This window comes from Polaribacter sp. AHE13PA (assembly GCF_019278505.1).
Lineage (GTDB): Bacteria > Bacteroidota > Bacteroidia > Flavobacteriales > Flavobacteriaceae > Polaribacter.
On the sequence record NZ_CP058985.1, the window covers coordinates 4,075,711 to 4,099,051 of the forward strand.

The window sequence follows — 23,341 nt, forward strand, 5'->3', positions numbered from 1 at the left end:
TTGCATACATTCTAGCTTACAAAAAATATGAATAGTTAACCCTAATTAAATATAATATTAATTATCTCCCTTATGAAAAACTTTAACTTATTTGCAGTATTAGTTTTGCTAACATTAGTTTTTACTTCTTGCTCATTCAATGAAACAGTATTGCCGGAAGAACAATCTACAGATTTATTAAAAACACATACAATTAAAAGAGATGTTGATGGAACATATTCTTTAGATTATAGTTTAAATGCAAATGCAGCAACTGAAAATGTTATAGATGAGTCTACGAATACAAATTATATTTATTTATATCCATCAGAGAATAAACTTAGCAGTAAGGTTACTCAAGATTTTACCATTGATGGTAATCAGCTTAAGATAGGTTTTGTAGATACTAATTCTAGTAAGAAATCTCAAATTACTATTAAAGATGAAGATGCTAAGTTTTTTAAAACTGAAAGCGAAGACATGTTATCTGAGTATAGCATTTCTGGAAACGAAAATGGAACATATACTTTAAATTTTAGTGTAAAGAATAAGGTAAAAGTAGATTTTGTTTTTAATGAAGAATTAAATATTTATGAAGTTCATTTAGAAGAAGGAAAGTCTGATGAATCAGTTTTTTCTAAGGTTTTTGAAAAAATAGAAGGTGAAGCTTTAAAGATTGATTTTGTAAATCATATTCGTGAAGATAATACTTCGGCTAAATCATCAAGTGAAGATGATGGTTATGTTTTTAAAAAAGAAAGAAGACCAGAAGTAATTATAATATAATAAGTATTGAGATTTATAGATAAAATATTTTTATTATTGTTTTTGGTGGTTGTTTTTAAAACATTACCAAATAGAAAAGAAGCTGTATGCAATACAGCTTCTTTTTATATACAATTAAATGATAGTACATTAGTTGAAAAATTACAAGATATTAATCAAGTTTATCAAGATAAAAAATTTGATTTAGCTTTAAAAAAGGCATTTACATTATTAGATAGCTCTAGAAATAATAACAGAGAAATATTTTATAAAACAAATTACCTAATAGGTAGTATTTTTTATGAAACTCTAAGTTTTAAAGATGGGATTAAATACTTTAGAACTAATGTGGATGGTTTGTTAAATGATTCATTATTATTAGATGCTAATAAGAATAGTTTTGACTCAAATTTACTACTAGTTCAAAATTACTTACGCCTTGGTAGTTCTTATCACAAACTTAAAGAAAGAGATTTTTTACAAAAATATAGAGACAGTACTTTATATTATTACAATAAAGTAATAGATTTTAACAATCTAGATAATAATTATTTAGAAGCCAAAGCAAGAACTTATAGTAATTTATCTGCATTTTATATAAACGACTCTTTGTATGGTTTGGCAGAAAAATATGTAAATCTATCCATAAGTATTCATAAATCTAAAAATGATAAACTTAACCAAGCCGCGGGTTTAGGTAACCTAGCAAGTATTTATTTAATTAAAGAAGACTTTAACTTAGCTAAAAAAATTTATTTAGAGGGTTTAGAGTTAATTAAGAATGATAATAGTGCGAAAGCCGTAAGGTTTAAAGCTAGTTTGTATGCTAATTTATCTTGGGCTATGTATAAGTTAAAAGATTACAAAGCATATGAATTTCAAGAAATATCTTACGGTATAAAAGATGAACTAAGGGATACTGAAATTAGAGGAATTGTAAAAACAATTAAGGCAGAATACGACGTTGATACAGTTAAAAAATTAGTTTTAAAAGAAGAAGAAAATAAACGCCTAAAAAATCAAAGAACATTTTGGATGCTTGGTATAGGTGGCTTAATAATAATTATTACATTATTATATGTATTAAATTTCTATAAACTTCGCCAGAAAAATTTACGCTTAGAGTTAACACAAACACAGTTAGTTCAGTATCAAAATTTAGAAAAGATAAAATCAGATACTCAAGTAAGAATTTTAAATGCGACTATAGATGGTAAAGAATCAGAGCGAAAACAAATAGCAGAAACTTTACACGATAGTGTAAGTGCTCTTTTATCATCTGCAAACCTTCATTTACAGGCTGCAAGAGGTTTGTTTAAAGGAGATATTCCTATAGAAATAGATAAGAGCCAACACATTATTAAGGAGGCATCTCAAACTATAAGAGATTTATCTCATACCCTAGTTTCTTCCGTATTGTTAAAATTTGGTTTAAAATATGCCTTAAAAGATATGGCAGATAAATATTCTAATTCTCAAATTAAGATTGATACAAGAGTAGGTGAAACAAGGAGATATGAACAAAATTTTGAAATAAAAGTATATAATATTATTCAAGAATTTATTAATAATATTTTAAAGCATAGTAAGGCAGAAAAGGCAATGATTAAGTTAGATGAATCGGATGGTAAATTGTATTTAAGAATTTCTGATGATGGTGTTGGATTTGATAAAAAAAAGATAATAAAAAAAGAAGGACTCGGGTTAAATCAAATTGATGCTAGAATACAAATGATGCAAGGAGAATTCCATATAGATACTGCGCCTAAGAATGGTACTGTAATTAAAGTTATTCTGCCAATTTTAGAAAAAAAGAAAATTAACCTCGTTTAGCTAATTCTATAATTTCCAGATCTTGTACGTTTCCTTTTTCTAAGGTAAAACGCAACATGGTTCTTACTTTATGAAAACCATGATTTCCTGCAGCACCTGGATTTAAATGCAATAAATTCAGTTTTTTATCATATTGTACTTTTAAAATATGAGAATGTCCTGAGATAAAAATTTTTGGAGGATTTACTTTTATTTCTTCACGAATTCTCTGGTCATACCTACCTGGATACCCTCCAATATGTGTAATCCAAACAGAAACATTTTCAACTTCAAACTTTGTGTCTAAAGGAAATTCAGATCTAGCATCAGCTCCATCAATATTACCAAAAACAGCTCGTAAAGGTTTTAATTTTTTTATAGTATCGGTAACTTCCAAATTTCCGATATCTCCAGCATGCCAAACTTCATCTGCCTGTTTTACAAACTTTAATATTTGTACATCAATAAAACTGTGAGTATCAGATAATAATAAGATTTTCTTCATAAAAAGAAATAGTTAGAAAAGTTTAACGTCTCTATTGGCTTCAAATGTAATCATAACAAAATAAATTCCGTAATTTTGATGACTACAAAAACGGACTTTCTTGAGGTATTTTATAGAACTTTCTTATAATGGAAAAAATTATCATGGTTGGCAAATTCAGCCAGATGTAATCTCTGTACAAGAAAAATTAAACAAAGCAGTTAGTATTATATTTCAAGAAAAGATTGAAGTAGTAGGAGCAGGTAGAACAGATACTGGAGTGCATGCCTCGCAAATGTTTGCTCATTTTGATATAGAAAAAACACTAAAAGGAGATATTCCTCACAAGTTAAACTCATTACTTCCTATGGATATTGTAGTTTATAATGTGTTTGCCGTTGATGATGAAAAACATGCGCGCTTTGGAGCACTTAGCAGAAGTTATGAATATAAAATATGGATGGGTAGAAATCCTTTTTTATTAGATTTTTCGTGGCAAATACATTCACAAGATTTAAATTTAGATTTGATGAATGATGCTGCAAAACTATTGTTAGAATATACAGATTTTCAGACTTTTTCTAAAGTGAAAACAGATGTGTATACCTATAATTGTGATGTTACAGAAGCTGTTTGGAAACAAAACGGAAAAGAATTGGTGTTTTATATAACAGCAAATCGTTTTTTAAGAAATATGGTGAGAGCCATTGTAGGTACTTTGGTTGATGTTGGTCTCGAAAAAATATCAAAAGAAGATTTTAGAAAAATCATTGAAAGTAAAAATAGAAGCAACGCAGGTTTATCAGTTCCTGCAAAAGGATTGTTTTTAACAAATATAAAATACTAAGTTTTGGCAGGTAAAACAGGAAATGCATTTGATTTACAAATCTTTTTAAGGCTAATGTCTTTTGCAAAACGCTATAAATTAAACTTTTTTATAGCCGTTTTTTCTACAATTTTATTGTCGTTTGTTGCGTTGTTAAATCCATATTTAATAAAAGAAACGGTAGACAAGTACATCACAGAAAAAGACGCACAAGGCCTTATAAATAATATCATATTAATGTTTGTAGTTGTGCTTGTAGAAGTATTGCTGCGTTTTACTTTTATTTATTTTGCAAATTGGGTTGGTCAGCATATAATTAGAGATATTAGAGCAAAAACTTTTAGACACATCTTACAGTTTAAAATGTCTTATTTCGATAAGAATTCTGTGGGTAAATTGGTTACAAGAGTCGTTTCTGATATAGAGACTATTGCCGCTTTTTTTAGTAGTGGTGTTTTTACTATAGTTAGTGATGTGTTACAAATGTTTGCTGTAGCTGCGTTAATGTTTTATTTTAATTGGAAACTAGCTTTAATAGCTTTAGCTGTTTTACCAATTTTAATTTATGCTACTAGTGTTTTTCAGAAAGCCATAAAAGCTACTTTTCAAGAGGTAAGAAATCAGGTAGCAAATTTAAACGGATTTGTGCAAGAGCGAGTTACCGGAATGAAGATTGTGCAGCTCTTTAATAGAGAAAAAATTGAGTATAAGAATTTTAATGATATCAATAATAAACATAAAGAAGCCTACGTAAAAACCATTTGGTACTTTTCTATTTTCTTTCCTATTGCAGAAATTTTATCATCTATTGGTATTGGTTTAATTGTTTGGTTTGGAAGTAAACAAATTATTGGAGGTGCTGTGCCAGGTCCTGGTACTGTGATGGCTTTTGTGCAAATGGCGCAAATGTTATTTAGGCCTTTACGTCAAATTGCAGATAAATTTAACCAGTTACAAATGGGAATTGTTTCTGGAGAACGTGTCTTTAAGGTTTTAGACACCCATAGTAGTATTGTTAAAAACGGAACAATTACAGCTGGAAACTTGAAAGGAAATATCAATTTAAAAGATGTTAGATTCAGTTATATAAAAGGAGAGGAAGTTTTAAAAGGAATTTCTTTGGACGTGAAAAGTGGACAGACAGTAGCTATTGTTGGAGCAACAGGAGCAGGGAAATCTACTATCATCAACTTAATAAACCGTTTTTATGAAATAGATAGTGGTACTATTTGTGTTGATGATGTTTCTATAGATCAATATACATTAGACAGTTTAAGAAACCAAGTTGCTATCGTTTTGCAAGATGTATTCTTGTTTTCAGACTCAATTATGAATAATATAACTCTAAAAGATAAAAATATAACTTTAGAAGAAGTAGAAAAAGCGGCTAAACAAATTGGAATTCATGATTTTATTATGACACTTCCAGGAGGTTATCAATACAATGTAAAAGAACGTGGTGCTATGTTATCTTCAGGTCAGCGACAATTAATTGCTTTTTTACGTGCTTATGTAAGTAAGCCTAGTATTTTAATTTTAGATGAAGCTACTTCTTCTGTTGATTCTCATGCAGAGCAAATGATTCAATATGCAACTGAAACCATCACAAAAGGTAGGACTTCAATTGTAATTGCACATCGATTAGCAACCATAAAGCAAGCTGATAAAATTATTGTTATGGATAATGGGTTAATTGTGGAAGAAGGAACTCATAATGAGCTGTTAGAAAAGGAGAAAGGATATTATAAAAACCTATACGACAAGCAATTTAGCATACAGAAAGCTTCTTAAAATCATTTTTTTTGATTTACATTTGTAGTTCAAACAAACAAATCAAAAAAATGAAAAAAATCGTATTATCTGTATTAGTTGCAGGTTCTTTATTAGCAACGTCTTGTAAAGAAGCAAAAAAAGGAGCATCAGATTTAAAGGATGCAACAGTAGAAACAGCTGGTAAAGCTGCAGACGCTACAACAGAAGCTGCTGGTAGAGTAGCAAATGAGGCAAAAGAAGCAGCAGGTGCTGTTGTAGAAGGAGCTACTGACGCAACAAACACTGTTGTTGATGGTGCAAAAGATGCTGCTACTACAGTTGTAGAAGGAGCTACTGATGCTGCAAATGCTGTTGTTGAAGGTGCTGAAAGTGCTGTAGGAGGAGTTAAAGAAACTGTTTCTGGATCAAAAGATTCTGCATTAGAAGGAATTACTATTCCTAGTTTCTCTAATGAAGCTGTAACAGAAAATTTAACTAAATATGCTGCTTATGCAAAAGATTATATTGCTGCTAATGGTAGTTTAACAAAGATTTCTGCATTAGCACCTAAAGGAGCTGCTTTATTAGCAAAAGGAAAAGAATTAGCTTCTAAATTAGATGCTAGTGAATTAGCTAAATACAAAAGTGTATTATCTTCTATCCAAGCAAAAATGGCAGCAGCTAACTAGAAAATACTTATTATAAATGGAAAAAGGTTCTCAATTTTGAGAACCTTTTTTTATGTATTTTTCTAATGTTTAATGAGTTTACATTAAATCTTTTTTTAGTTTTTCATCCAGTTCGTTAAAATCAGAATACAACTCGAACCCACCGTCTTTAATGTAAGAAATTTCCCCAGTTTCTTCTGATACTAATAAACAAACTGCATCTGTTTTTTCTGAAACACCAATTGCTGCTCTATGTCTTAATCCAAATCTAGAAGGGATTTTAGTACTGTCGGAAACAGGTAAAATAACTCTTGTTGCCACAATATAATTGTCTCTAATAATTAAAGCACCATCATGTAACGGACTATTTTTATAGAATACACTTTCTAAAATAGCCACATTTACCAAAGCATTCATACTATCTCCTGTATTTATTAAAAAATCTAAAGCATTGGTACGTTCAATAACAATTAGAGCACCAGTTTTAGTTTTAGCCATGTTTTTACATGCATCTAAAATTATTTCTGTATCAATCTCAGTACCTATTTCTGTATGTAAAAATTTTAGCTGTTTTAAAAAACTTCGTTTATTGGTGAAATTTGTAGTACCAATCATTAATAAGAATTTTCTTATTTCTTGCTGAAAAACAATGATTAATGCAATAACACCACCAGAAAGTAGATAACCCAAAATACCACTCAGCATTTCCATTTTTAGAGCTTGTGTTATTTTCCAAATTAAGAAAATAAAAGCAATTCCAATTACAATATTAATAGCAACTGTACCTTTTAATAGCTTGTAAATGTAATAGAGTAGTGTGGCAACTAATACAATGTCTAAAGCATCTAATAAAGAAAATTCAATAAAATCGAACATGAAAATTGACTGATTTTAGGCTAAATTACTAATAAATTTGCTGATAGCAATATCAATTATCAAATTCTATGTCTGATACTAATAATGGGTATTTTTCTCGGATTAATTTTATTTTTTCTTGAATGTTTTTATCGCTATTATTAGAATTTTTATAGGCATCTAACAAACTTACATAATTCTGATTGTATAATTTTACAGACAGTTTGTTTCGTAAATGTGTATAGGCAGAATTTAAAATATCTAACGTAGAAATATAGGTTTTATAAGTAGTTAATCGATCTGTTTTTATAGCTATAATTGCTTTTGTGGGATGGTCTGAAGAGGATGGATTTTTGCTTCCATTACACCAATTACAACTATTTTTGCTGATGTCTAAACCACCACCATTGTCTATAAAGTTGATCGCAATCTGTTTCAGTTCCTTTAATTCAATCGTTTTTCCATCTACAAATAGTTCATTGTTTTTGTTGATGTTTACCTCAAGGATATTTCTTTCATTAATGTCAATATCTGTGGGGTTTTCTTGTTTTTGTGGGATTTTTTTGGAAATTCCGGCATCAACACTCATTGTTGTAGTTACCAAAAAAAAGATTAATAATAAAAATGCAATGTCTGCCATCGAACCAGCATTAATTTCTGGAGACTCTTTTCTACTCATAATTCCTAGTTTTTAAAGTTTATAAAATGATTTCTTCTCGATTAAAACAATCGGAAGCTATTTTAAAGTTTGACTAGGTAGTTATTTGAAGTTAACATTTCTTTAACAAAAAGAATGCCAAATATTTTAGTATTGTCATTGCGAGTATGTAATACGAAGTAATCAGTTTGTTAAATGATGAGATTTCTAAATCGCTGAAAAAGCTCATTTCGAAATGACAAGGTTATTAAATTTCTGTTATTAGCGGGCAAACAAGTTTAGCCCTGATTGAACGGTTTGTTTAAGCTCTTTTTTACTGTTAGTTCGAGTGAATTTTGAAGAATGAAAAATTTGTATCGAGAACTAACAGTAAAAAAAGCGAGTAGTGAAAGCAGGAAATAGCTTCTAAAAAGAAATCTGATTTACAATTTTTACAGCTTCTACAGCTTCTTTAACATCGTGAACACGTAAAATATTTGCACCATTTAAAAGGGCAATTGTGTTTGCAGAAGTAGTAGCATTTAAAGCTTCTTGAGCAGAAATATCTAAGGTTTTATACAGCATGGATTTACGAGAAATTCCGGCTAAAATTGGTGTGTCTAAACTTTTAAAAAGTGATAAATTCTTTAAGATTTCAAAATTATGAACATTGGTTTTTCCAAAACCAAAACCAACGTCAATAATAATATCGTTTAACTTTAGTTGATGTAATTTGTGTATTTGTGCAGCGAAAAAAGAAATAATTTCTTGAGTTACATCCGTATAAACGGGATTTTTCTGCATGTTTTGTGGAGTACCTAACATATGCATTAAAATATAAGGAACTTGTAAGTTGGCAACGGTTGTAAACATATTATTGTCCATTTGTCCGCCAGAAATATCGTTTATAATTGCAGCGCCAGCATTGATAGTTTCTTGCGCAACTTTACTTCTAAAAGTATCTACAGAAATAATAATTTCAGGGAAATTTTGCACCAATAAATTGATAACAGGCACAATTCTTTGCAACTCTTCTTCTTCTGAAATATGTTTTGCACCAGGTCTAGAAGAATAAGCACCAACATCTATAAATGTAGCACTATCTAAAAGCATTTTTTCGACTTGAGAAAGAATGTCTGATTCATTTTTATATTTACCGCCGTCAAAAAAAGAATCTGGAGTAATGTTTAATATTCCCATCACTTTTGGTGATGCTAAATCGACTAAAGCACCTTTGCAATTTATGGTCATTCTAACTTACTACTTTATTAATTACGCCTGTAATGTTTGGAACTTTGTAGGCATTCATTTTTTGCATTAAATCTTCTATAGAAGTGCCAACAATTAGCATATCTCTATTGGTTTGTTTTAAGAAACCTTCTTCAATCATTTTGTCTAATTGCAATAATACAGCATCAAAAAAGCCGTTAATATTTAAAAGTCCTACTGGTTTTTGCTCAATAAAAAGTTGACCTAGGGTAAGTGCTTCAAACAATTCATCTAAGGTTCCAAAACCTCCAGGAAGTGTAATATAACCATCTACTAATTGGCTCATAATTACTTTACGCTCGCTCATTGTTTTACACACAATCATTTCTTCTACACCAGCATGTACAACTTCTTCTTTTTCTAATAATTGAGGAATTACACCAATAACTTCGCCATTATGTGCTAGAATTGTATCGGCAAGAGTGCCCATCATCCCTATTTTACCACCACCATAAACTAAACCAATTTTGTGAGTTACAAAATGATTTCCTAATGCTACAGCAGCTTCTTTATAAATAGGATTAAAACCTAAGCTTGAGCCACAAAAAACAACAACTTTTTTCAATTTTATGAGTTTTAAAATTCTTTCGTAAAAATAAATGAAAAGCATCTAGTATTTAGTATTTTTGAACAAATACTTTTTAACAAGATAGAATGCAAGATACATCTAAACAATATGATGCTGTAATTGAAGAATGCAGAAGTTTATTTATAAAAAAAATGAGTGATTATGGTTCTGCATGGCGAATTTTACGTTTACCATCGTTAACCGATCAAATATTTATTAAGGCACAACGAATTCGTCAATTACAAGAGAATGACGTTAGAAAAGTTGATGAAGGAGAAAAGTCTGAGTTTATTGGAATCATCAATTATTCTATAATGGCGTTAATTCAGTTAGAAAATGGCGTGGTAGCAAACCCAGATTTGAATACTGAACAAGCAACTGTTTTGTATGACAAACATGCTAAAATTACTAAAGAATTAATGATGAATAAAAATCATGATTACGGTGAAGCTTGGAGAGATATGCGTGTTTCTAGTTTAACAGATTTAATTTTACAAAAATTATTACGCGTTAAGCAAATAGAAGATAATAAGGGGGAAACATTGGTTTCTGAAGGAATTGATGCCAATTACCAAGATATGATTAATTATGCCATTTTTGCAATGATTCATTTGGCGGAATAAGTTTTAATTTCAAATTTTAGAAGTTACAAAGACAGAAAGTAACAGCGTTTCCGTCATTGCGAGGAACGATGCAATCTGTTTGTAAGAACAAGAAATTAAAAATAAAATAATTTTTATAGAAAAGTTAAAAATAGAATAAATGAAAATATTAGTACAATTAGCAAGAATTATAGTAGGAGCCTTATTTATATTTTCTGGCTTTGTAAAATTGGTAGACCCAATAGGTTCTCAATATAAATTTGAAGAGTATTTTTCGGAAAGTGTATTAAATATGGAGTTTTTAATTCCGTATGCATTGCCTTTTTCAATTGTATTAATTGTAGCAGAAATATTATTGGGAGTGATGGTTTTGATTGGTTACAAATCTAAATTAACTGTTTGGAGTTTGTTTTTACTAACACTTGTTTTCTTGTTTTTAACTTGGTATTCTGCATATTATGATAAAGTAACCGATTGCGGTTGTTTTGGAGATGCTGTAAAATTATCTACTTGGGGAACTTTCTATAAAAACGTTATTTTAATAGCACTAGTGTTAGTTTTAGTATTAGGTGTAAAACATGTGAAGCCTATTTTTGGAGGTAAAATTCCGAAGGTAATTACGTTTTTATCATTGGCAGCATTTTTATTTATTGTGCAACATGTGTTAACACATTTACCTATTATAGATTTTAGAGCGTATGCAATTGGTAAGAATATTCCGGAAGGAATGGTGTATCCTAAAGATGGTAGTATTCCGCCAGTACATGATTTTATGTTAGAGGATGAACAAGCAGATTTAGCTCCAGAATTATTAAAGAAGGAAAAAGTAATGTTAGTAATTGTTTATAACTTAGACAAAGCTGATGAAAACGGTTTTCCGGCAATTAAAGACATTGCAACAAAAGCGAAAGCAAAAGGATATACAGTTTATGGAGTTTCGGCTTCTTTTTCTGATGATTTAATTCTTGCAAAAGAAAAGTATGACTTGCCTTTCGACTTTTTATTCTGTGATGAAACAACCCTTAAAACTATTATTAGAGGAAATCCGGGTGTTGTTATTTTAGATAAAGGAACTGTTGTAGAAAAGAAAAATTGGGTAGATGTTGATGAAATAGAATTATAGAATAACTAAATATTCAAAGGATTAACTTTTACTGTGTTGATTATCAATTTCAGTAAGTGTTAATCCTTTTTCAATTTTAGAAAATAAGTGTTTTGGACTTCCAATAACCTGAGCAGTATAAATACCAGTATGCCCAGAAAATAAATAAGAAGTAATACAAGCCAAGGCAATAAAAACACCAGATTCAATACCAAATAATTCAATTCCCATAATGGTACAAGCAATTGGAGTATTGGTAGCTCCTGCAAAAACAGCCACAAATCCCATACCTGCTAATAAACCCATTGGCAAAGGAATAAACCACACCAAAGCGTTTCCTAAAGTTGCACCAATGTAAAATAAAGGTGTTACTTCTCCTCCTTTAAATCCTGCTCCCAAAGTAAAAGAAGTGAATAAGATTTTTAAGATAAAATCATAAGAATTTAAATCGATATTAAAAGCATCTACAATAGTGGGTACACCAAGTCCTATGTATTTTGTCGTTCCCATAAGATATACAATTACGGCTATAACGATACCACCAATTACAGGACGAAGTGGTGCATATTTAACTTGTTTTTTAAAGAGTACACCCCAAAAGTGTGTAGATTTAGAAAATAGCATACTTGCCAATCCAAAAATAATACCTGCTAGCAAAGCCCATAAAATACTCGTTGGCGTTAATGCTGTAATGGTAGAAATGGTGTAATGTGTGTGATGAGAAATTTGCCAAACATCGCAAAAGTAGGTTGCAAAAACAGCCGCAAGAAAACTCGGAATGATTGCATCAAATTTAATTCTACCGATTACCATTACTTCAAGAGCAAAAATTGCACCAGCTAAAGGTGTTCCAAAAACAGAAGCAAAACCTGCGCTAATACCTGCAATTAATATAATTTTTCTGTCTAAGTTATTTAATTTAAAAAGTTTTGTAAACTGATCTGCAATAGCACCACCAACTTGCACAGCAGTTCCCTCACGTCCTGCAGAACCTCCAAACAAATGTGTAAGAATAGTGCCTAAAAAGACTAAAGGAGCCATTTTAAAAGGAATTACTTTTTTAGGATTGTGGAACTCTTCTAATAATAAATTGTTTCCTTTTACAACACTCTCTCCATAATAATGGTAGGATAAACCAATTACAAAACCCGCAACTGGTAACAACCAAATAATCCATTGATTTGCTTCTCTATAATTTGTAGCCCATTCTAAAGTCCATAAAAAAACAGCAGAAGTGCTACCCGTTAATGCACCAATAAGTAAGCAAATAAAAGTCCATTTTAATAGAAAAACGAAAGAGAAACTTTGTTGAAATTGAAGAAAAAACTTTTTAATTTTATCCATGTGTTTTTAAACCTCTGTATATAAAAGGAGTTTTAAATTCTTTCCTTTTAGGCAAAAATAAACAAATAATAACTAATAAATCTTCAATTATAACTTGTTAGCAAGTAGGTTGCGTTAGGGGGTGCAGTAGAAATCCTTTTTTTGAGGTACGAATAAAAAGATTGTAGCGTAAAACCCGACCTTTAGGTAACGCCCAAAAAAAATGAATATGGAAGGACGAATTGTTGATGTTGTAATTTTAGATTATATTGTAACTTGTTTTAAAATATAAAAATAATGAACAAATTTGTTACCTATCAATCAGAAGAAAATTACGCTTTAATTACGATTAATAACGGAAAAGCAAATGCGATATCTCATGAAGTAATAGAAGGTTTGAATGCTGGGTTAGACAAAGTAGCAGCAGAAAATAAGGTAGTTGTTCTTACAGGACAAAACGGAATTTTCTCTGGAGGGTTCGATTTAAAAGTGATGACAAAATCGGCTGAAGCAGCTAAGGAATTGGTGACAAAAGGTTCTAAATTGTCTTTAAAAATGTTGTCTTTTCCGCAACCAATTATTATTGCTTGTTCTGGTCACGCTATTGCAAAAGGAGCTTTTTTATTGCTTTCTGCAGATTATAGAATTGGAATAGAAGGCGATTTTAAAATCGGATTAAATGAAGTAATGATTGGTATGACCATGCACAATGCAGGTATTGCAATTGCCAAATCTAGATTGTCTGAGGTGTATTTAAATAGAAGTGTAAATAATTCTGAAATTTACAATCCAAAAGATGCTGTAAAAGCTGGTTTTTTAGATCTAATTGTTTCTGCAGACCATTTGTTACCAACAACAATAAAAGTTGCAGGCATGTTTTCTAAATTGAATAAAAAAGCACATGCAGCAACAAAGTTAAAAGTTAGAAAACAGCATTTAGAAGATTTAGAAAATGCAATTGAATTGGATTTAAATAGCGATATCTCTATCAATTCTTAATAAAAGCACACAATTTTTACATTTATTTAAAGCAAAGAAACTTTGGTAAAAGCCTTTTGAGTGGTAACTTTGGCACTTTGTTAATAAAACCAATTTATAGAACTTACAGAGATGGATATATTATTAAATGTTGTAGATAATAAAAAGATTAATGAGAAAATAACAATCTCTGGTTCTAAAAGTGAATCGAATAGATTGCTGATTCTTCAAAATTTATTTCCAGAACTTTCTATAGAAAATTTATCAGACTCAGACGATTCAGTACACATGCAACATGCACTTTCTACAAAAGATGAAGTTGTAAATATTGGTCATGCAGGTACAGCAATGCGTTTTTTAACATCTTATTTTGCAGTTAAAGAAGGTAGAGAAGTTGTTCTTACAGGTTCTGAGAGAATGCAAAACAGACCAATCGAAATCTTGGTAAATGCTTTAAAAGACTTAGGAGCAACGATTTCTTATGAAGAGAAAGTTGGCTATCCACCAATTAGAATTAAAGGTTCTAAAATTACAACAGATAAAGTCCAAATAAATGGAAATGTAAGTAGTCAATACATTTCCTCTATGTTGCTAATTGCATCCAAATTAGAAAACGGATTAGAAATAGAGTTGCTAGGTAAAATCACCTCTGTTCCTTATATTAATATGACCTTAAGTTTGTTAAATCAATTAGGTATTGAAACTAATTTTGAAGGAAACTTTATTAAAGTTTTGCCTAAGAAATCTGTGGAAAAACAAACAGTTGTGGTAGAATCAGATTGGTCTTCTGCAAGTTATTTTTATTCAATTGCTGCGTTGGCAGAAATAGGTTCAGAAATTTCTTTATCAGCTTATAAAAAAGAAAGTCTGCAAGGAGATTCTTGTTTGGTAGAAATCTATCAGCATTTTGGAGTAGAAACTATTTTCGGTGATAATTTTATCACCCTAAAAAAAGTAAAAGAAACAAAGAAAGCAACTTTAGAAATCGACTTAAAAAATGCACCAGATATTGCACAAACAATTGTTGTAACTTGTTTTGCAGAAAATATTGCGTGTAATTTAACTGGTTTACACACCTTAAAAATTAAAGAAACAGATAGGTTAGTCGCTTTAAATGACGAGTTAACCAATTTAGGAGCTACAATTTCTGTAACCGATAAAAGTTTGCATTTAGAAATTTCTGCGACAATAAATCCTAATATTTCTATAAAAACGTATAACGATCATAGAATGGCAATGGCATTTGCACCTTTGGCGCTAAGAGTTCCTATTAAAATTTTAAATGCTGAAGTGGTTACAAAATCGTACCAAAAGTTTTGGGATGACATGCAACAAATTGGCATTAAAATAGATAAAGTGTAAATAATTAGGCAAACACTTGACAACGCCTATCCCGATATCGTATCTTTGCGCTCGTTATAAGCAAATATATATATGAAATTATCGCATTTTGAATTTGATTTACCAGAAGAATTGTTAGCAACGTATCCTGCTGAACATAGAGATGAGTCTCGCTTAATGGTATTAAACAGGAAAGAACAAACCATAGAACATAAGGTTTTTAAAGATGTAATAGATTACTTTGATGAAGGTGATGTTATGATGTTGAATAATACCAAAGTTTTTCCTGCAAGAATGTATGGTAATAAAGAAAAAACAGGAGCTAGAATAGAGGTTTTCTTATTAAGAGAATTAAATTCAGAAAATAGATTGTGGGATGTTTTAGTAGATCCAGCAAGAAAAATTAGAATTGGAAACAAATTATTTTTTGGAGACGATGATAGTTTAGTAGCAGAGGTAATAGACAACACAACATCAAGAGGAAGAACTTTACGTTTTTTGTTTGACGGTTCTTACGAAGAATTTAGAGCAAAATTATTAGAATTAGGTCAAACTCCATTACCTAAAGCTATAGGTAGAGAAGTAGAACCTTTAGATGATGAGCGTTACCAAACTATTTACGCAAAACATGAAGGAGCAGTTGCAGCACCAACAGCTGGTTTACACTTCTCTAAACATTTAATGAAACGTTTAGAAATTAAAGGAGTTGAGTTTGCAGAAACTACATTACACGTTGGTTTAGGTACATTTAGCCCAGTAGAAGTAGAAGATTTATCGAAGCATAAAATGGATTCTGAGCAAATTGATATTTCAGATGCTACGGCAACTAAAATTAACAAAGCTAAAAAAGAAAAAAGAAGAGTTTGTGCTGTTGGTACCACAGTAATGAGAGCTATAGAATCTTCAGTTTCTTCTAAAGGTGAGTTAAACGGATATACAGGTTGGACAAATAAATTTATTTTTCCTCCGCACGATTTTAGTATTGCAACCGCAATGATTACTAATTTTCATACACCAAAATCTACCTTATTAATGCAGGCAGCTGCTTTTGGAGGTTATGATTTTGTAATGGAAGCTTACAAAGAAGCTATAAAAGAAGGATATAAATTCTCTACTTACGGAGATGCTATGTTAATCATATAATTCTGTTAAGAATTTAAAACTAAAAACTGACAGTTATTTTAATTGTCAGTTTTTCTGTTTTTGGGCGTTCCCTAAAAAGGTCGCGCTTTCCGTTATATCTTTTTTGTTAAAAAAAACAAAAAAGGATGCCACTTCAATCGCTAACGCAGCCAATTAGCAAACTATAGTAATAAGCTAAAATTATATGCGTATTTTTGCAACTCTATTTTTAAAAACTAGAAAACTTGACTAAAAAGAAAGACATAAGAGCCTTAACTAAAGAACAATTACGCGATTTTTTTGTAGAAAATGGCGACAAAGCCTTTAGAGGAAATCAAGTATATGAATGGCTTTGGAGTAAGTCTTTACATACTTTTGATGCCATGACAAACATCTCTAAAGAAACTAGAGAAATGTTAGAAGCAAACTTTGTTATCAACCATATCAAAGTAGATTCTATGCAGAAAAGTAAAGATGGAACTATAAAAAACGGAATTAAATTACACGATGGTTTAATTGTGGAATCTGTTTTAATTCCTACAGAAAAAAGAACAACAGCCTGTGTTTCTAGTCAGGTTGGGTGTAGTTTAGATTGTTTATTCTGTGCAACATCACGTTTAAAAAGAATGCGTAATCTAAACCCAGATGAAATTTACGATCAAGTTGTAGTAATCGACAAACAAAGTAGGTTGTATTATGATAAGAAACTAACAAACATTGTTTTTATGGGAATGGGAGAACCTCTTATGAACTATAAAAACGTAATGAAATCTATAGAGATGATTACATCTCTAGAAGGTTTAGGGATGTCATCTAAAAGAATTACTGTTTCTACATCTGGAGTGCCAAAAATGATAAAAATGATGGCAGATGAAGAAGCTAAATTTAATTTAGCAGTTTCTTTACACTCTGCAATCGATGAGATAAGAACTAAAGTAATGCCATTTAATGCTACTTTTCCATTAAAAGATTTAAGAGAGTCTTTAGAATATTGGTACGAAAAAACAGGAAGAGCAATTACGTATGAGTATATTGTTTGGGGAGGTATCAACGATAGAAAAGAAGATATAAAGGCTTTGGTTGCCTTTTGTAAAGCAGTGCCTTGTAAAATCAATTTAATTGAATACAACCCTATTGACGATGGAGAGTTTCAACAAGCAAGTCCGTCTGTAATTAATAATTATATTTCTAACTTAGAAATGAATGATATTACTGTAAATGTTAGAAGAAGTAGAGGTAAGGATATTGATGCTGCTTGTGGGCAATTAGCAAATAAATCTTAAAGAAAATAGCGGTACAGAACTTGTTTCAGTATCTTATTAATTTCCCTATTTTTGACTTTCAAAAACTCATCTAGTACAAATGAAGCCAGTAGAACTTATTAAACTTCCCATTAAAAATGAAATGGAACTCTTTGAAGAAAAGTTCAAGGATTCTATGTTGTCTAAAGTTCCACTTTTAAACAGAATTACCTATTATATTGTTCGTAGAAAAGGAAAACAAATGCGACCAATGTTTGTCTTTTTAGTGGCAAAAATGGTTTCTAATGGAGGTTTCGATGAAAGAACCTATAGAGGTGCTTCTGTAGTAGAATTGATTCATACCGCTACTTTGGTTCATGATGATGTGGTAGATGAAAGTAATAGAAGACGTGGTTTTTTCTCTGTAAATGCACTTTGGAAAAATAAAATTGCCGTTTTGGTTGGAGATTTTTTATTATCAAAAGGATTATTGTTATCCATAGATAATGAAGATTTCGATTTGTTAAAACTAATTTCTATTGCCGTTCGTGAAATGAGCGAAGGTGAACTACTTCAGATAGAAAAAGCAAGAAAATTAGATATTACAGAAGAAGTATATTTTGATATCATCAGAAAAAAGACAGCAACATTAATTGCTGCTTGTTGTGGTATTGGAGCTGCTTCTGTTGGTGCAAATCAAGATTGCGTTAGAAAAATGCGAAAATTTGGTGAGTATATTGGTATCGCGTTTCAAATTAAAGATGATTTGTTTGATTATACAGAAGCAAATATTGGGAAGCCAACAGGTATCGATATTAAAGAACAAAAGATGACCTTGCCTTTAATCTATACCTTAAATAACTGTTCTAAAAAGGAGAAAGCTTGGTTGATTAATTCTGTAAAAAAACACAACAAAAATAAAAAACGAGTTAAAGAGGTAATTGCTTTTGTAAAAGAAAAAGGTGGTATAGAATATACAACCACCAAGATGAATGATTACAAAAACAAAGCTTTAGCTATATTAGAAGATTTCCCTACATCTCCATATAAAGACTCTTTATTAACCATGATAGATTACGTTGTAGAACGTAAAATATAGGTTAACAGACTTTAAAATTATTTTAAATATTCGCTTTTAAAGAAATTACAAAGTTTCTACCTGGAGAAACAATTCCAGAACTATACGGTCTATAACGTTTGTCTGTAATGTTTTCTAATCCTGTAGAAATTAATAAATTATCTGTAAATCTATACGATGTTTTTAAGTTTAACGTAATGTAAGATGGCGAATATGGATTTCCATTTGCATCAATTGCATACATATAATCTTTTGCTTTTTCACTGTCAGGTAAATCTTCATAAGCCACAGAGCCACTATAATCTGCATATAGTTGCGCTTTTAATTTACTCGCATTATAAGTAAGGCGTGTAGAACCAAACCAAGGAGCAGCGTGTCTAGAAGGGCTTTTATCTCCATTATCTAATTCTTCTTCTCCTTTTTGATAACTAACTGTTGATGAAAATCCAATTCCACTACCAAGTTCTGCTTCAAAACCTGTCTGAAAACCATACACATGTGCATTGGCAGCATTTTGAATTGCTTGTATTGTACTTAACTCACCATCATATAGCATTTCAGTTTCACCATTTAAAGTATAGTCTCTTTTTACCATGGCGTCTTTTAAATGGGTGTAAAATCCAGTAACTTCTAGCTTTAAATAATCACCAAAGGTTTTTGCTACAGAAACATCTGTATTATAAGCATATTCAGCTTTTAAATCTGGGTTAGGAACTACGACAGATCCAGGTTCAGAATCGAAAATTTTACCAACATCATCTACATTAGGAGATCGAAAAGCCGTAGAGAAATTTGTACTTAATAACCAATCTTCTTTTGGTCTAAAAACCAAACCTAAGCTACCGGTTAAAGCACCGTCATTTATATTGGCTTCTGTAAAAGGTAAAGGGTAAAAAGTAGTATCGAAAGTAGCGTTTAAGCTGTAAAAATTATAACGCAAACCAGATTGTAAAACCCATTTTTTAGAATGGTTATATTGGTTAGAAACATAAACCCCTAAAGAAGACCAATTAGAATCTGGATATCTACTAGGTCCTGCTTGAGAAATATTGGTATCAATATCTGTGTTTACTCCTGTAGAATTTACATCATTATAAACATATTCTGTTCCGTAAAATAATTTACTTTTTGCACTTAAGCTTTTAGAAAAATCTAAGTTGGTAGAGTAGGCATCTACTCGTTCTGTTCTTGTTTCTCTTTCATTATCATTAAAATCTCTACTAATTCTGCTTTCATCAAATTTTTGATAGGTCAATCTTAAAGTTACATCATCATAAAATGAATTGCTTCCTTTCTTGTTGATTTCAAAATTATTCATCATCCATTTTTGTGGACCGTAGCTCCATTCTCCATAACGAGGATTTCCGTCTTTTGTTCTTAAATGTCTATCGTATCTAGAGTAACTAGAGGTTTCTGATAAGTGAAAACCATACTCAAAATTCCATTTTTCATTTGGTTTAAACCTCACTTTTTGCATCAAGTTGGTTTGTGTGTAACCCGAAGGAGTCTGAATTTTTGGGTCTTTATTAGTAATTACAATATCTTCATTGTTCTGTCTTTCAACATATACATTTCTTAAATATTCTTCCGGACCATCGCTTCCCATTCTTAAGTCGCCATAATCATTATAACTTAAACTAGTAACAAATGCCCATTTTTTATAGCCTAGATTAAAATCTGCATGATAGGTTTTTTCTTCATTTGCAGAAGAGAATCGTGTTAAAGCATTTCCTGTAATTAGTGTTTCATCATCTAAAGACAAACTTGGCGATAAGGTTTTAAAGCTCATTACAGCACCAATAGCATCACTTCCGTAAATAACAGAACCAGGGCCAAAAATGATTTCGGTTTCTTCTATGGCAAAAGGATCTAAAGAAATTACATTCTGAATATTACCAGCTCTAAAAATGGCATTATTCATTCTAACACCATCAATGGTATATAACAATCTGTTGGTAGCAAAACCTCTAATTAACGGACTTCCGCCTCCTTGTTGGCTTTTCTGCATAAATACTTTACCAGAAACGGTAAGCAGGTCTGCAGCCGTTTGTGTGTTCATTAATGCGATTGCCTTTGGTGATATAACAGTAACTTTAGTAGCTAAATCAGATGTTTTTTGTTTCCATTTTGTAGCGGAAATTACAATTTCATCTATTCTTAATATTGTAGGAGTTAGGTGTACTAGAAAGTTATTTTGTTTAAAAGCTTCGTAACTTTTAATTTTAGTTTTAAAACCAAGAAACCGAACTTCCAATGTTTCCGCATTTATAAAATCACTAATATCTGCTTGTCCTTCTCCGTTTGTAGTAACATAATTATTGGTTTGTTTGTTAAATATAGTTACTTGCTCTAAAGTTTCTTTAGTCTCTTTATTTATTACTGTAAGAATTTGAGAGCTTGTAGTATAGTTTAAGAGTAAAAGGAAAAAAATAAAAGTAATTTTTTTAATCATTTCTAGGTTTTTGGTGTTGATAAATCTCAAGGTTATTTATCAATAATCATGCCTAATGAAGTTGGTATTACAATAATTTTAAGATTTCATTAACACTATTAATTCATCTACAAAATCTCTAGAATTAGATAATCTTGGTACTTTATGTTGGCCTCCTAATTTGTTCTTTTGTTTTAGCCATTTGTAGAATAAACCTTCTTCTGCTTGGTGTACTTTTGGCGCCATTAAAGTGATGTTTAAATAGCGTTTAGCTTCATAATCTGAGTTGATAGATTTTAATGCATTGTCTAAAATTTCAGAAAAATAACCCATAGAATCCGGTTTTCTAGTAAACTCTATTACCCATTCATGACCACCTTTTTCTTTACCTTCCATAAAAATAGGGCCCACAGTATAATCTGCAATGGTAGCAGTTGTTTTTTCGCAGGCTAATTTTAAAGCATCTTCTACGTTTTCTATATTTAATTCTTCACCAAAAACGTTTATATAATGTTTTGTTCTACCTGTAATTTTAATTCGGTACGGTTCTAAAGATGTAAAACGAATGGTATCACCAATTAAATAACGCCATAAACCACCATTTGTAGTAATAATTAAAGCGTAATCGATGTCTTTTTTTACATCAGCAAGTGTAATCGTTTTAGAATTTTCTCCTTTATAATCACTCATCGGAATAAACTCATAGAAAATTCCGTAGTCTAGCATTAACAACAATTCTTTGGAATTATTTCTATCTTGAATCGCAAAAAAACCTTCTGAAGCATTGTAAATTTCGTAGTACTTAAAACTATCTTTTGGTATAATTTTTTTATACTGTTCTCTATAAGGATTAAAGTTTACGCCTCCGTGAAAGTAGACTTCTAGGTTTGGCCAAACTTGTAGAATATTATCTTTTCCAGAACGTTCTAAAACTCGGTTTAGCAAAACTAACATCCAACTTGGTACACCTGCTAAACTTGTAATATCTTCATCGATGGTTTCATCAATAATAGCATCCATTTTTGTTTCCCAATCGCTCATTAAAGCAACTTCTTGACTAGGAGCAGAGCTAAAATCTGCCCAAAAAGGCATGTTTTCTATAATAATTGCAGACAAATCTCCAAAATAAGAATTGTTGTCTTGGTACACATCAGAACTTCCGCCCAAGCGTAATCCTTTTCCAGTAAAAAGCTGAGTATCTTCATTATTATTAATGTATAAACACAACATGTCTTTACCAGCTTTCATGTGGCAATATTCTAAAGCTTCATCAGAAACAGGAATAAATTTACTTTTGGCGTTGGTGGTTCCGCTACTTTTTGCAAACCATTTAATGTCTGTTGGCCAAAATAAATTTTGTTCCCCTTTTCTACACCTTTCTATTAAAGGTTCAAAAGTTTCATATTTCTGAATAGGAACATTTCTTGTGAAATCTGTATGATTTTTTATCTGAGCAAAGTTCTTTTCTTTTCCAAATTTTGTGTTTTTAGCAGTATGAACAAGTTTTAAAAGTAATTCATCTTGTACATCAATGGGGTATTTTAAAAACAGTTCTATTTGATGTTTACGTTTCTTTAAAAACCAAGAAATTATAGAATTGATAATTTGAAAAGCCATAGAAATTCGTAAGTTTGTTTAGAATGATTTTAGAACAAATATTGTTTTAAAACCGAAGTTTAAAAATACAAAATTTGTGCGATGATTTACCAAGGAGTTTTAAAAAAAATGATGACCGAAAATGCAGCTGAAATTCTGTATTATTTAGACATGAAAACTGATTTTATAAACATGAATCAGTTAATAAATAAAGAGATAACTATCCGTTTTGTAACATACGAATGTTTAAATTGTCATTTAGAAAAGAAAATTTATAGACAAGGTTTTTGTAAGTCTTGTTTTTTCGAAATCCCGAGTGCGGCAGATTGGATTATGAAACCAGAATTAAGTAAAGCACATTTAGGTATCGAAGATAGAGATTTGGCTTACGAGCAAGCGGTGCAATTAAAACCACATATTGTATACTTGGCAAATTCTAGCAACGTAAAAGTTGGAGTTACAAGAAAACAACAAGTTCCAACCCGTTGGATCGATCAAGGAGCACATGAAGCAATTGAAATACTAGAAGCCCCAAATCGTTATTTAGCAGGAATTACCGAGGTTGCTTTAAAAGAGTATGTTGCAGATAAGACCAATTGGCGTAAAATGCTAAAAAATGATATTGAAGATGTAGATTTGGTAGCTTGGCGCGATAAATTAAAAGAGTTTATCCCAGAAGAAGCAAAGGCATATTTTATTGAAAATAATTCTGAAACACATATCAATTTTCCGGTGATAAAATACCCTGTAAAACCAAAAAGTTTAAACCTGATTAAAACACCAACTTATACAGGGACTTTAGTGGGAATAAAAGGGCAGTATTTAATTTTTGAAGATGAAACCGTTTTTAATGTAAGAAGTAATGAAGGTTTGGTGGTTTCAATAGAAGTATAACTTCTGTTTTCTCCGAGA

General features: G+C 30.7%; 21 protein-coding genes. 13 read left to right on the forward strand and 8 right to left on the reverse strand.

Annotated elements, in window-relative coordinates; all coding sequences use genetic code 11:
• Positions 1-72 precede the first annotated feature (72 nt).
• Both H0I28_RS17245 and H0I28_RS17250 read left to right on the forward strand, forming a co-directional pair.
• A complete protein-coding gene (locus H0I28_RS17245) occupies positions 73-765 on the forward strand; it encodes a hypothetical protein (RefSeq protein ID WP_218759910.1) in 693 nt (230 codons plus the stop codon).
• 6 nt (positions 766-771) lie between these two features.
• Entirely contained in the window at positions 772-2,577 is a 1,806-nt protein-coding gene (locus H0I28_RS17250; protein WP_218759912.1) for a tetratricopeptide repeat-containing sensor histidine kinase, read from the forward strand.
• Here the strand turns inward: H0I28_RS17250 and H0I28_RS17255 are convergent.
• Positions 2,564-3,061 carry a metallophosphoesterase gene (locus H0I28_RS17255; protein ID WP_218759914.1) on the reverse strand — a complete coding sequence of 166 codons (498 nt, stop codon included), beginning with the start codon at positions 3,059-3,061 and terminating at the stop codon, positions 2,564-2,566. The two genes, H0I28_RS17250 and H0I28_RS17255, sit on opposite strands and share 14 nt — an antisense overlap.
• Positions 3,062-3,161: 100 nt before the next feature.
• Between H0I28_RS17255 and truA the strand changes: the two genes are divergently transcribed.
• The 3 genes from truA to H0I28_RS17270 are packed head-to-tail and all read left to right on the forward strand — an operon-like array spanning position 3,162 to position 6,307.
• Entirely contained in the window at positions 3,162-3,887 is a 726-nt protein-coding gene (gene truA / locus H0I28_RS17260; protein ID WP_218752173.1) for a tRNA pseudouridine(38-40) synthase TruA, read from the forward strand.
• A 3-nt stretch (positions 3,888-3,890) separates the two neighbouring features.
• Positions 3,891-5,657, forward strand: coding sequence for an ABC transporter ATP-binding protein (locus H0I28_RS17265; protein ID WP_218732638.1), 1,767 nt, complete (start codon positions 3,891-3,893; stop codon positions 5,655-5,657).
• 50 nt (positions 5,658-5,707) lie between these two features.
• Complete coding sequence (locus H0I28_RS17270) at positions 5,708-6,307, forward strand: hypothetical protein (protein WP_218759915.1); 600 nt, start codon at positions 5,708-5,710, stop codon at positions 6,305-6,307.
• 78 nt (positions 6,308-6,385) lie between these two features.
• Here H0I28_RS17270 and cdaA read toward each other — a convergent pair whose 3' ends face one another.
• From cdaA to H0I28_RS17290, 4 genes are all read right to left on the reverse strand, one after another.
• Entirely contained in the window at positions 6,386-7,162 is a 777-nt protein-coding gene (gene cdaA, locus H0I28_RS17275) for a diadenylate cyclase CdaA (RefSeq protein ID WP_218732640.1), read from the reverse strand.
• A gap of 52 nt (positions 7,163-7,214) precedes the next feature.
• Entirely contained in the window at positions 7,215-7,820 is a 606-nt protein-coding gene (locus tag H0I28_RS17280) for a biopolymer transporter ExbD (RefSeq protein ID WP_218759917.1), read from the reverse strand.
• A 384-nt stretch (positions 7,821-8,204) separates the two neighbouring features.
• Entirely contained in the window at positions 8,205-9,029 is an 825-nt protein-coding gene (folP, locus tag H0I28_RS17285; protein ID WP_218759919.1) for a dihydropteroate synthase, read from the reverse strand.
• A gap of 1 nt (position 9,030) precedes the next feature.
• Positions 9,031-9,612: a TIGR00730 family Rossman fold protein gene (locus H0I28_RS17290; RefSeq protein ID WP_218759921.1), complete on the reverse strand. Its 582-nt coding sequence runs from the start codon at positions 9,610-9,612 to the stop codon at positions 9,031-9,033.
• 89 nt (positions 9,613-9,701) lie between these two features.
• Between H0I28_RS17290 and H0I28_RS17295 the strand changes: the two genes are divergently transcribed.
• The gene (locus tag H0I28_RS17295; RefSeq protein ID WP_218732644.1) at positions 9,702-10,238 is read left to right on the forward strand and encodes a DUF1599 domain-containing protein; all 537 of its coding nucleotides are present in this window, start codon (positions 9,702-9,704) and stop codon (positions 10,236-10,238) included.
• A gap of 139 nt (positions 10,239-10,377) precedes the next feature.
• A complete protein-coding gene (locus tag H0I28_RS17300; protein WP_218732645.1) occupies positions 10,378-11,340 on the forward strand; it encodes a DoxX family protein in 963 nt (320 codons plus the stop codon).
• Positions 11,341-11,361: 21 nt separating this feature from the next.
• Here H0I28_RS17300 and H0I28_RS17305 read toward each other — a convergent pair whose 3' ends face one another.
• Positions 11,362-12,663 (reverse strand): voltage-gated chloride channel family protein, encoded by a 1,302-nt coding sequence (locus H0I28_RS17305; protein ID WP_218759923.1) that lies wholly within the window; start codon positions 12,661-12,663, stop codon positions 11,362-11,364.
• A gap of 276 nt (positions 12,664-12,939) precedes the next feature.
• Between H0I28_RS17305 and H0I28_RS17310 the strand changes: the two genes are divergently transcribed.
• The 5 genes from H0I28_RS17310 to H0I28_RS17330 all read left to right on the forward strand — a co-directional run bounded on the left by H0I28_RS17310 (position 12,940) and on the right by H0I28_RS17330 (position 18,423).
• Positions 12,940-13,641, forward strand: coding sequence for a crotonase/enoyl-CoA hydratase family protein (locus H0I28_RS17310; RefSeq protein ID WP_218759924.1), 702 nt, complete (start codon positions 12,940-12,942; stop codon positions 13,639-13,641).
• Positions 13,642-13,752: 111 nt separating this feature from the next.
• Complete coding sequence (locus H0I28_RS17315) at positions 13,753-14,982, forward strand: 3-phosphoshikimate 1-carboxyvinyltransferase (protein ID WP_218759925.1); 1,230 nt, start codon at positions 13,753-13,755, stop codon at positions 14,980-14,982.
• Positions 14,983-15,054: 72 nt separating this feature from the next.
• Complete coding sequence (gene queA, locus H0I28_RS17320; RefSeq protein ID WP_218752189.1) at positions 15,055-16,104, forward strand: tRNA preQ1(34) S-adenosylmethionine ribosyltransferase-isomerase QueA; 1,050 nt, start codon at positions 15,055-15,057, stop codon at positions 16,102-16,104.
• Positions 16,105-16,328: 224 nt separating this feature from the next.
• Positions 16,329-17,366, forward strand: coding sequence for a 23S rRNA (adenine(2503)-C(2))-methyltransferase RlmN (gene rlmN, locus H0I28_RS17325; RefSeq protein WP_218759926.1), 1,038 nt, complete (start codon positions 16,329-16,331; stop codon positions 17,364-17,366).
• Between the two features lie 79 nt (positions 17,367-17,445).
• Positions 17,446-18,423: a polyprenyl synthetase family protein gene (locus tag H0I28_RS17330; protein ID WP_218752192.1), complete on the forward strand. Its 978-nt coding sequence runs from the start codon at positions 17,446-17,448 to the stop codon at positions 18,421-18,423.
• A 22-nt stretch (positions 18,424-18,445) separates the two neighbouring features.
• Here the strand turns inward: H0I28_RS17330 and H0I28_RS17335 are convergent, their stop codons facing one another.
• Positions 18,446-20,854, reverse strand: coding sequence for a TonB-dependent receptor (locus tag H0I28_RS17335; protein ID WP_218759927.1), 2,409 nt, complete (start codon positions 20,852-20,854; stop codon positions 18,446-18,448).
• A gap of 78 nt (positions 20,855-20,932) precedes the next feature.
• Positions 20,933-22,450, reverse strand: coding sequence for a GH3 auxin-responsive promoter family protein (locus tag H0I28_RS17340; RefSeq protein ID WP_218759928.1), 1,518 nt, complete (start codon positions 22,448-22,450; stop codon positions 20,933-20,935).
• Between the two features lie 81 nt (positions 22,451-22,531).
• Between H0I28_RS17340 and H0I28_RS17345 the strand changes: the two genes are divergently transcribed.
• Positions 22,532-23,323, forward strand: a complete 792-nt coding sequence (locus H0I28_RS17345) for a DUF2797 domain-containing protein (protein ID WP_218752197.1) — start codon at positions 22,532-22,534, stop codon at positions 23,321-23,323.
• The last annotated feature ends 18 nt before the right edge of the window (positions 23,324-23,341 follow it).

Coding starts and splice junctions, on each gene's coding strand:
- H0I28_RS17245 (WP_218759910.1), top strand. CDS start 73: ATGAAAAACTTTAACTTATTTGCAGTATTAGTTTTGCTAACATTAGTT.
- H0I28_RS17255 (WP_218759914.1), bottom strand. CDS start 3,061: ATGAAGAAAATCTTATTATTATCTGATACTCACAGTTTTATTGATGTA.
- H0I28_RS17270 (WP_218759915.1), top strand. CDS start 5,708: ATGAAAAAAATCGTATTATCTGTATTAGTTGCAGGTTCTTTATTAGCA.
- cdaA (WP_218732640.1), bottom strand. CDS start 7,162: ATGTTCGATTTTATTGAATTTTCTTTATTAGATGCTTTAGACATTGTA.
- H0I28_RS17280 (WP_218759917.1), bottom strand. CDS start 7,820: ATGAGTAGAAAAGAGTCTCCAGAAATTAATGCTGGTTCGATGGCAGAC.
- folP (WP_218759919.1), bottom strand. CDS start 9,029: ATGACCATAAATTGCAAAGGTGCTTTAGTCGATTTAGCATCACCAAAA.
- H0I28_RS17295 (WP_218732644.1), top strand. CDS start 9,702: ATGCAAGATACATCTAAACAATATGATGCTGTAATTGAAGAATGCAGA.
- H0I28_RS17300 (WP_218732645.1), top strand. CDS start 10,378: ATGAAAATATTAGTACAATTAGCAAGAATTATAGTAGGAGCCTTATTT.
- H0I28_RS17305 (WP_218759923.1), bottom strand. CDS start 12,663: ATGGATAAAATTAAAAAGTTTTTTCTTCAATTTCAACAAAGTTTCTCT.
- H0I28_RS17310 (WP_218759924.1), top strand. CDS start 12,940: ATGAACAAATTTGTTACCTATCAATCAGAAGAAAATTACGCTTTAATT.
- H0I28_RS17315 (WP_218759925.1), top strand. CDS start 13,753: ATGGATATATTATTAAATGTTGTAGATAATAAAAAGATTAATGAGAAA.
- queA (WP_218752189.1), top strand. CDS start 15,055: ATGAAATTATCGCATTTTGAATTTGATTTACCAGAAGAATTGTTAGCA.
- H0I28_RS17330 (WP_218752192.1), top strand. CDS start 17,446: ATGAAGCCAGTAGAACTTATTAAACTTCCCATTAAAAATGAAATGGAA.
- H0I28_RS17335 (WP_218759927.1), bottom strand. CDS start 20,854: ATGATTAAAAAAATTACTTTTATTTTTTTCCTTTTACTCTTAAACTAT.
- H0I28_RS17340 (WP_218759928.1), bottom strand. CDS start 22,450: ATGGCTTTTCAAATTATCAATTCTATAATTTCTTGGTTTTTAAAGAAA.
- H0I28_RS17345 (WP_218752197.1), top strand. CDS start 22,532: ATGATTTACCAAGGAGTTTTAAAAAAAATGATGACCGAAAATGCAGCT.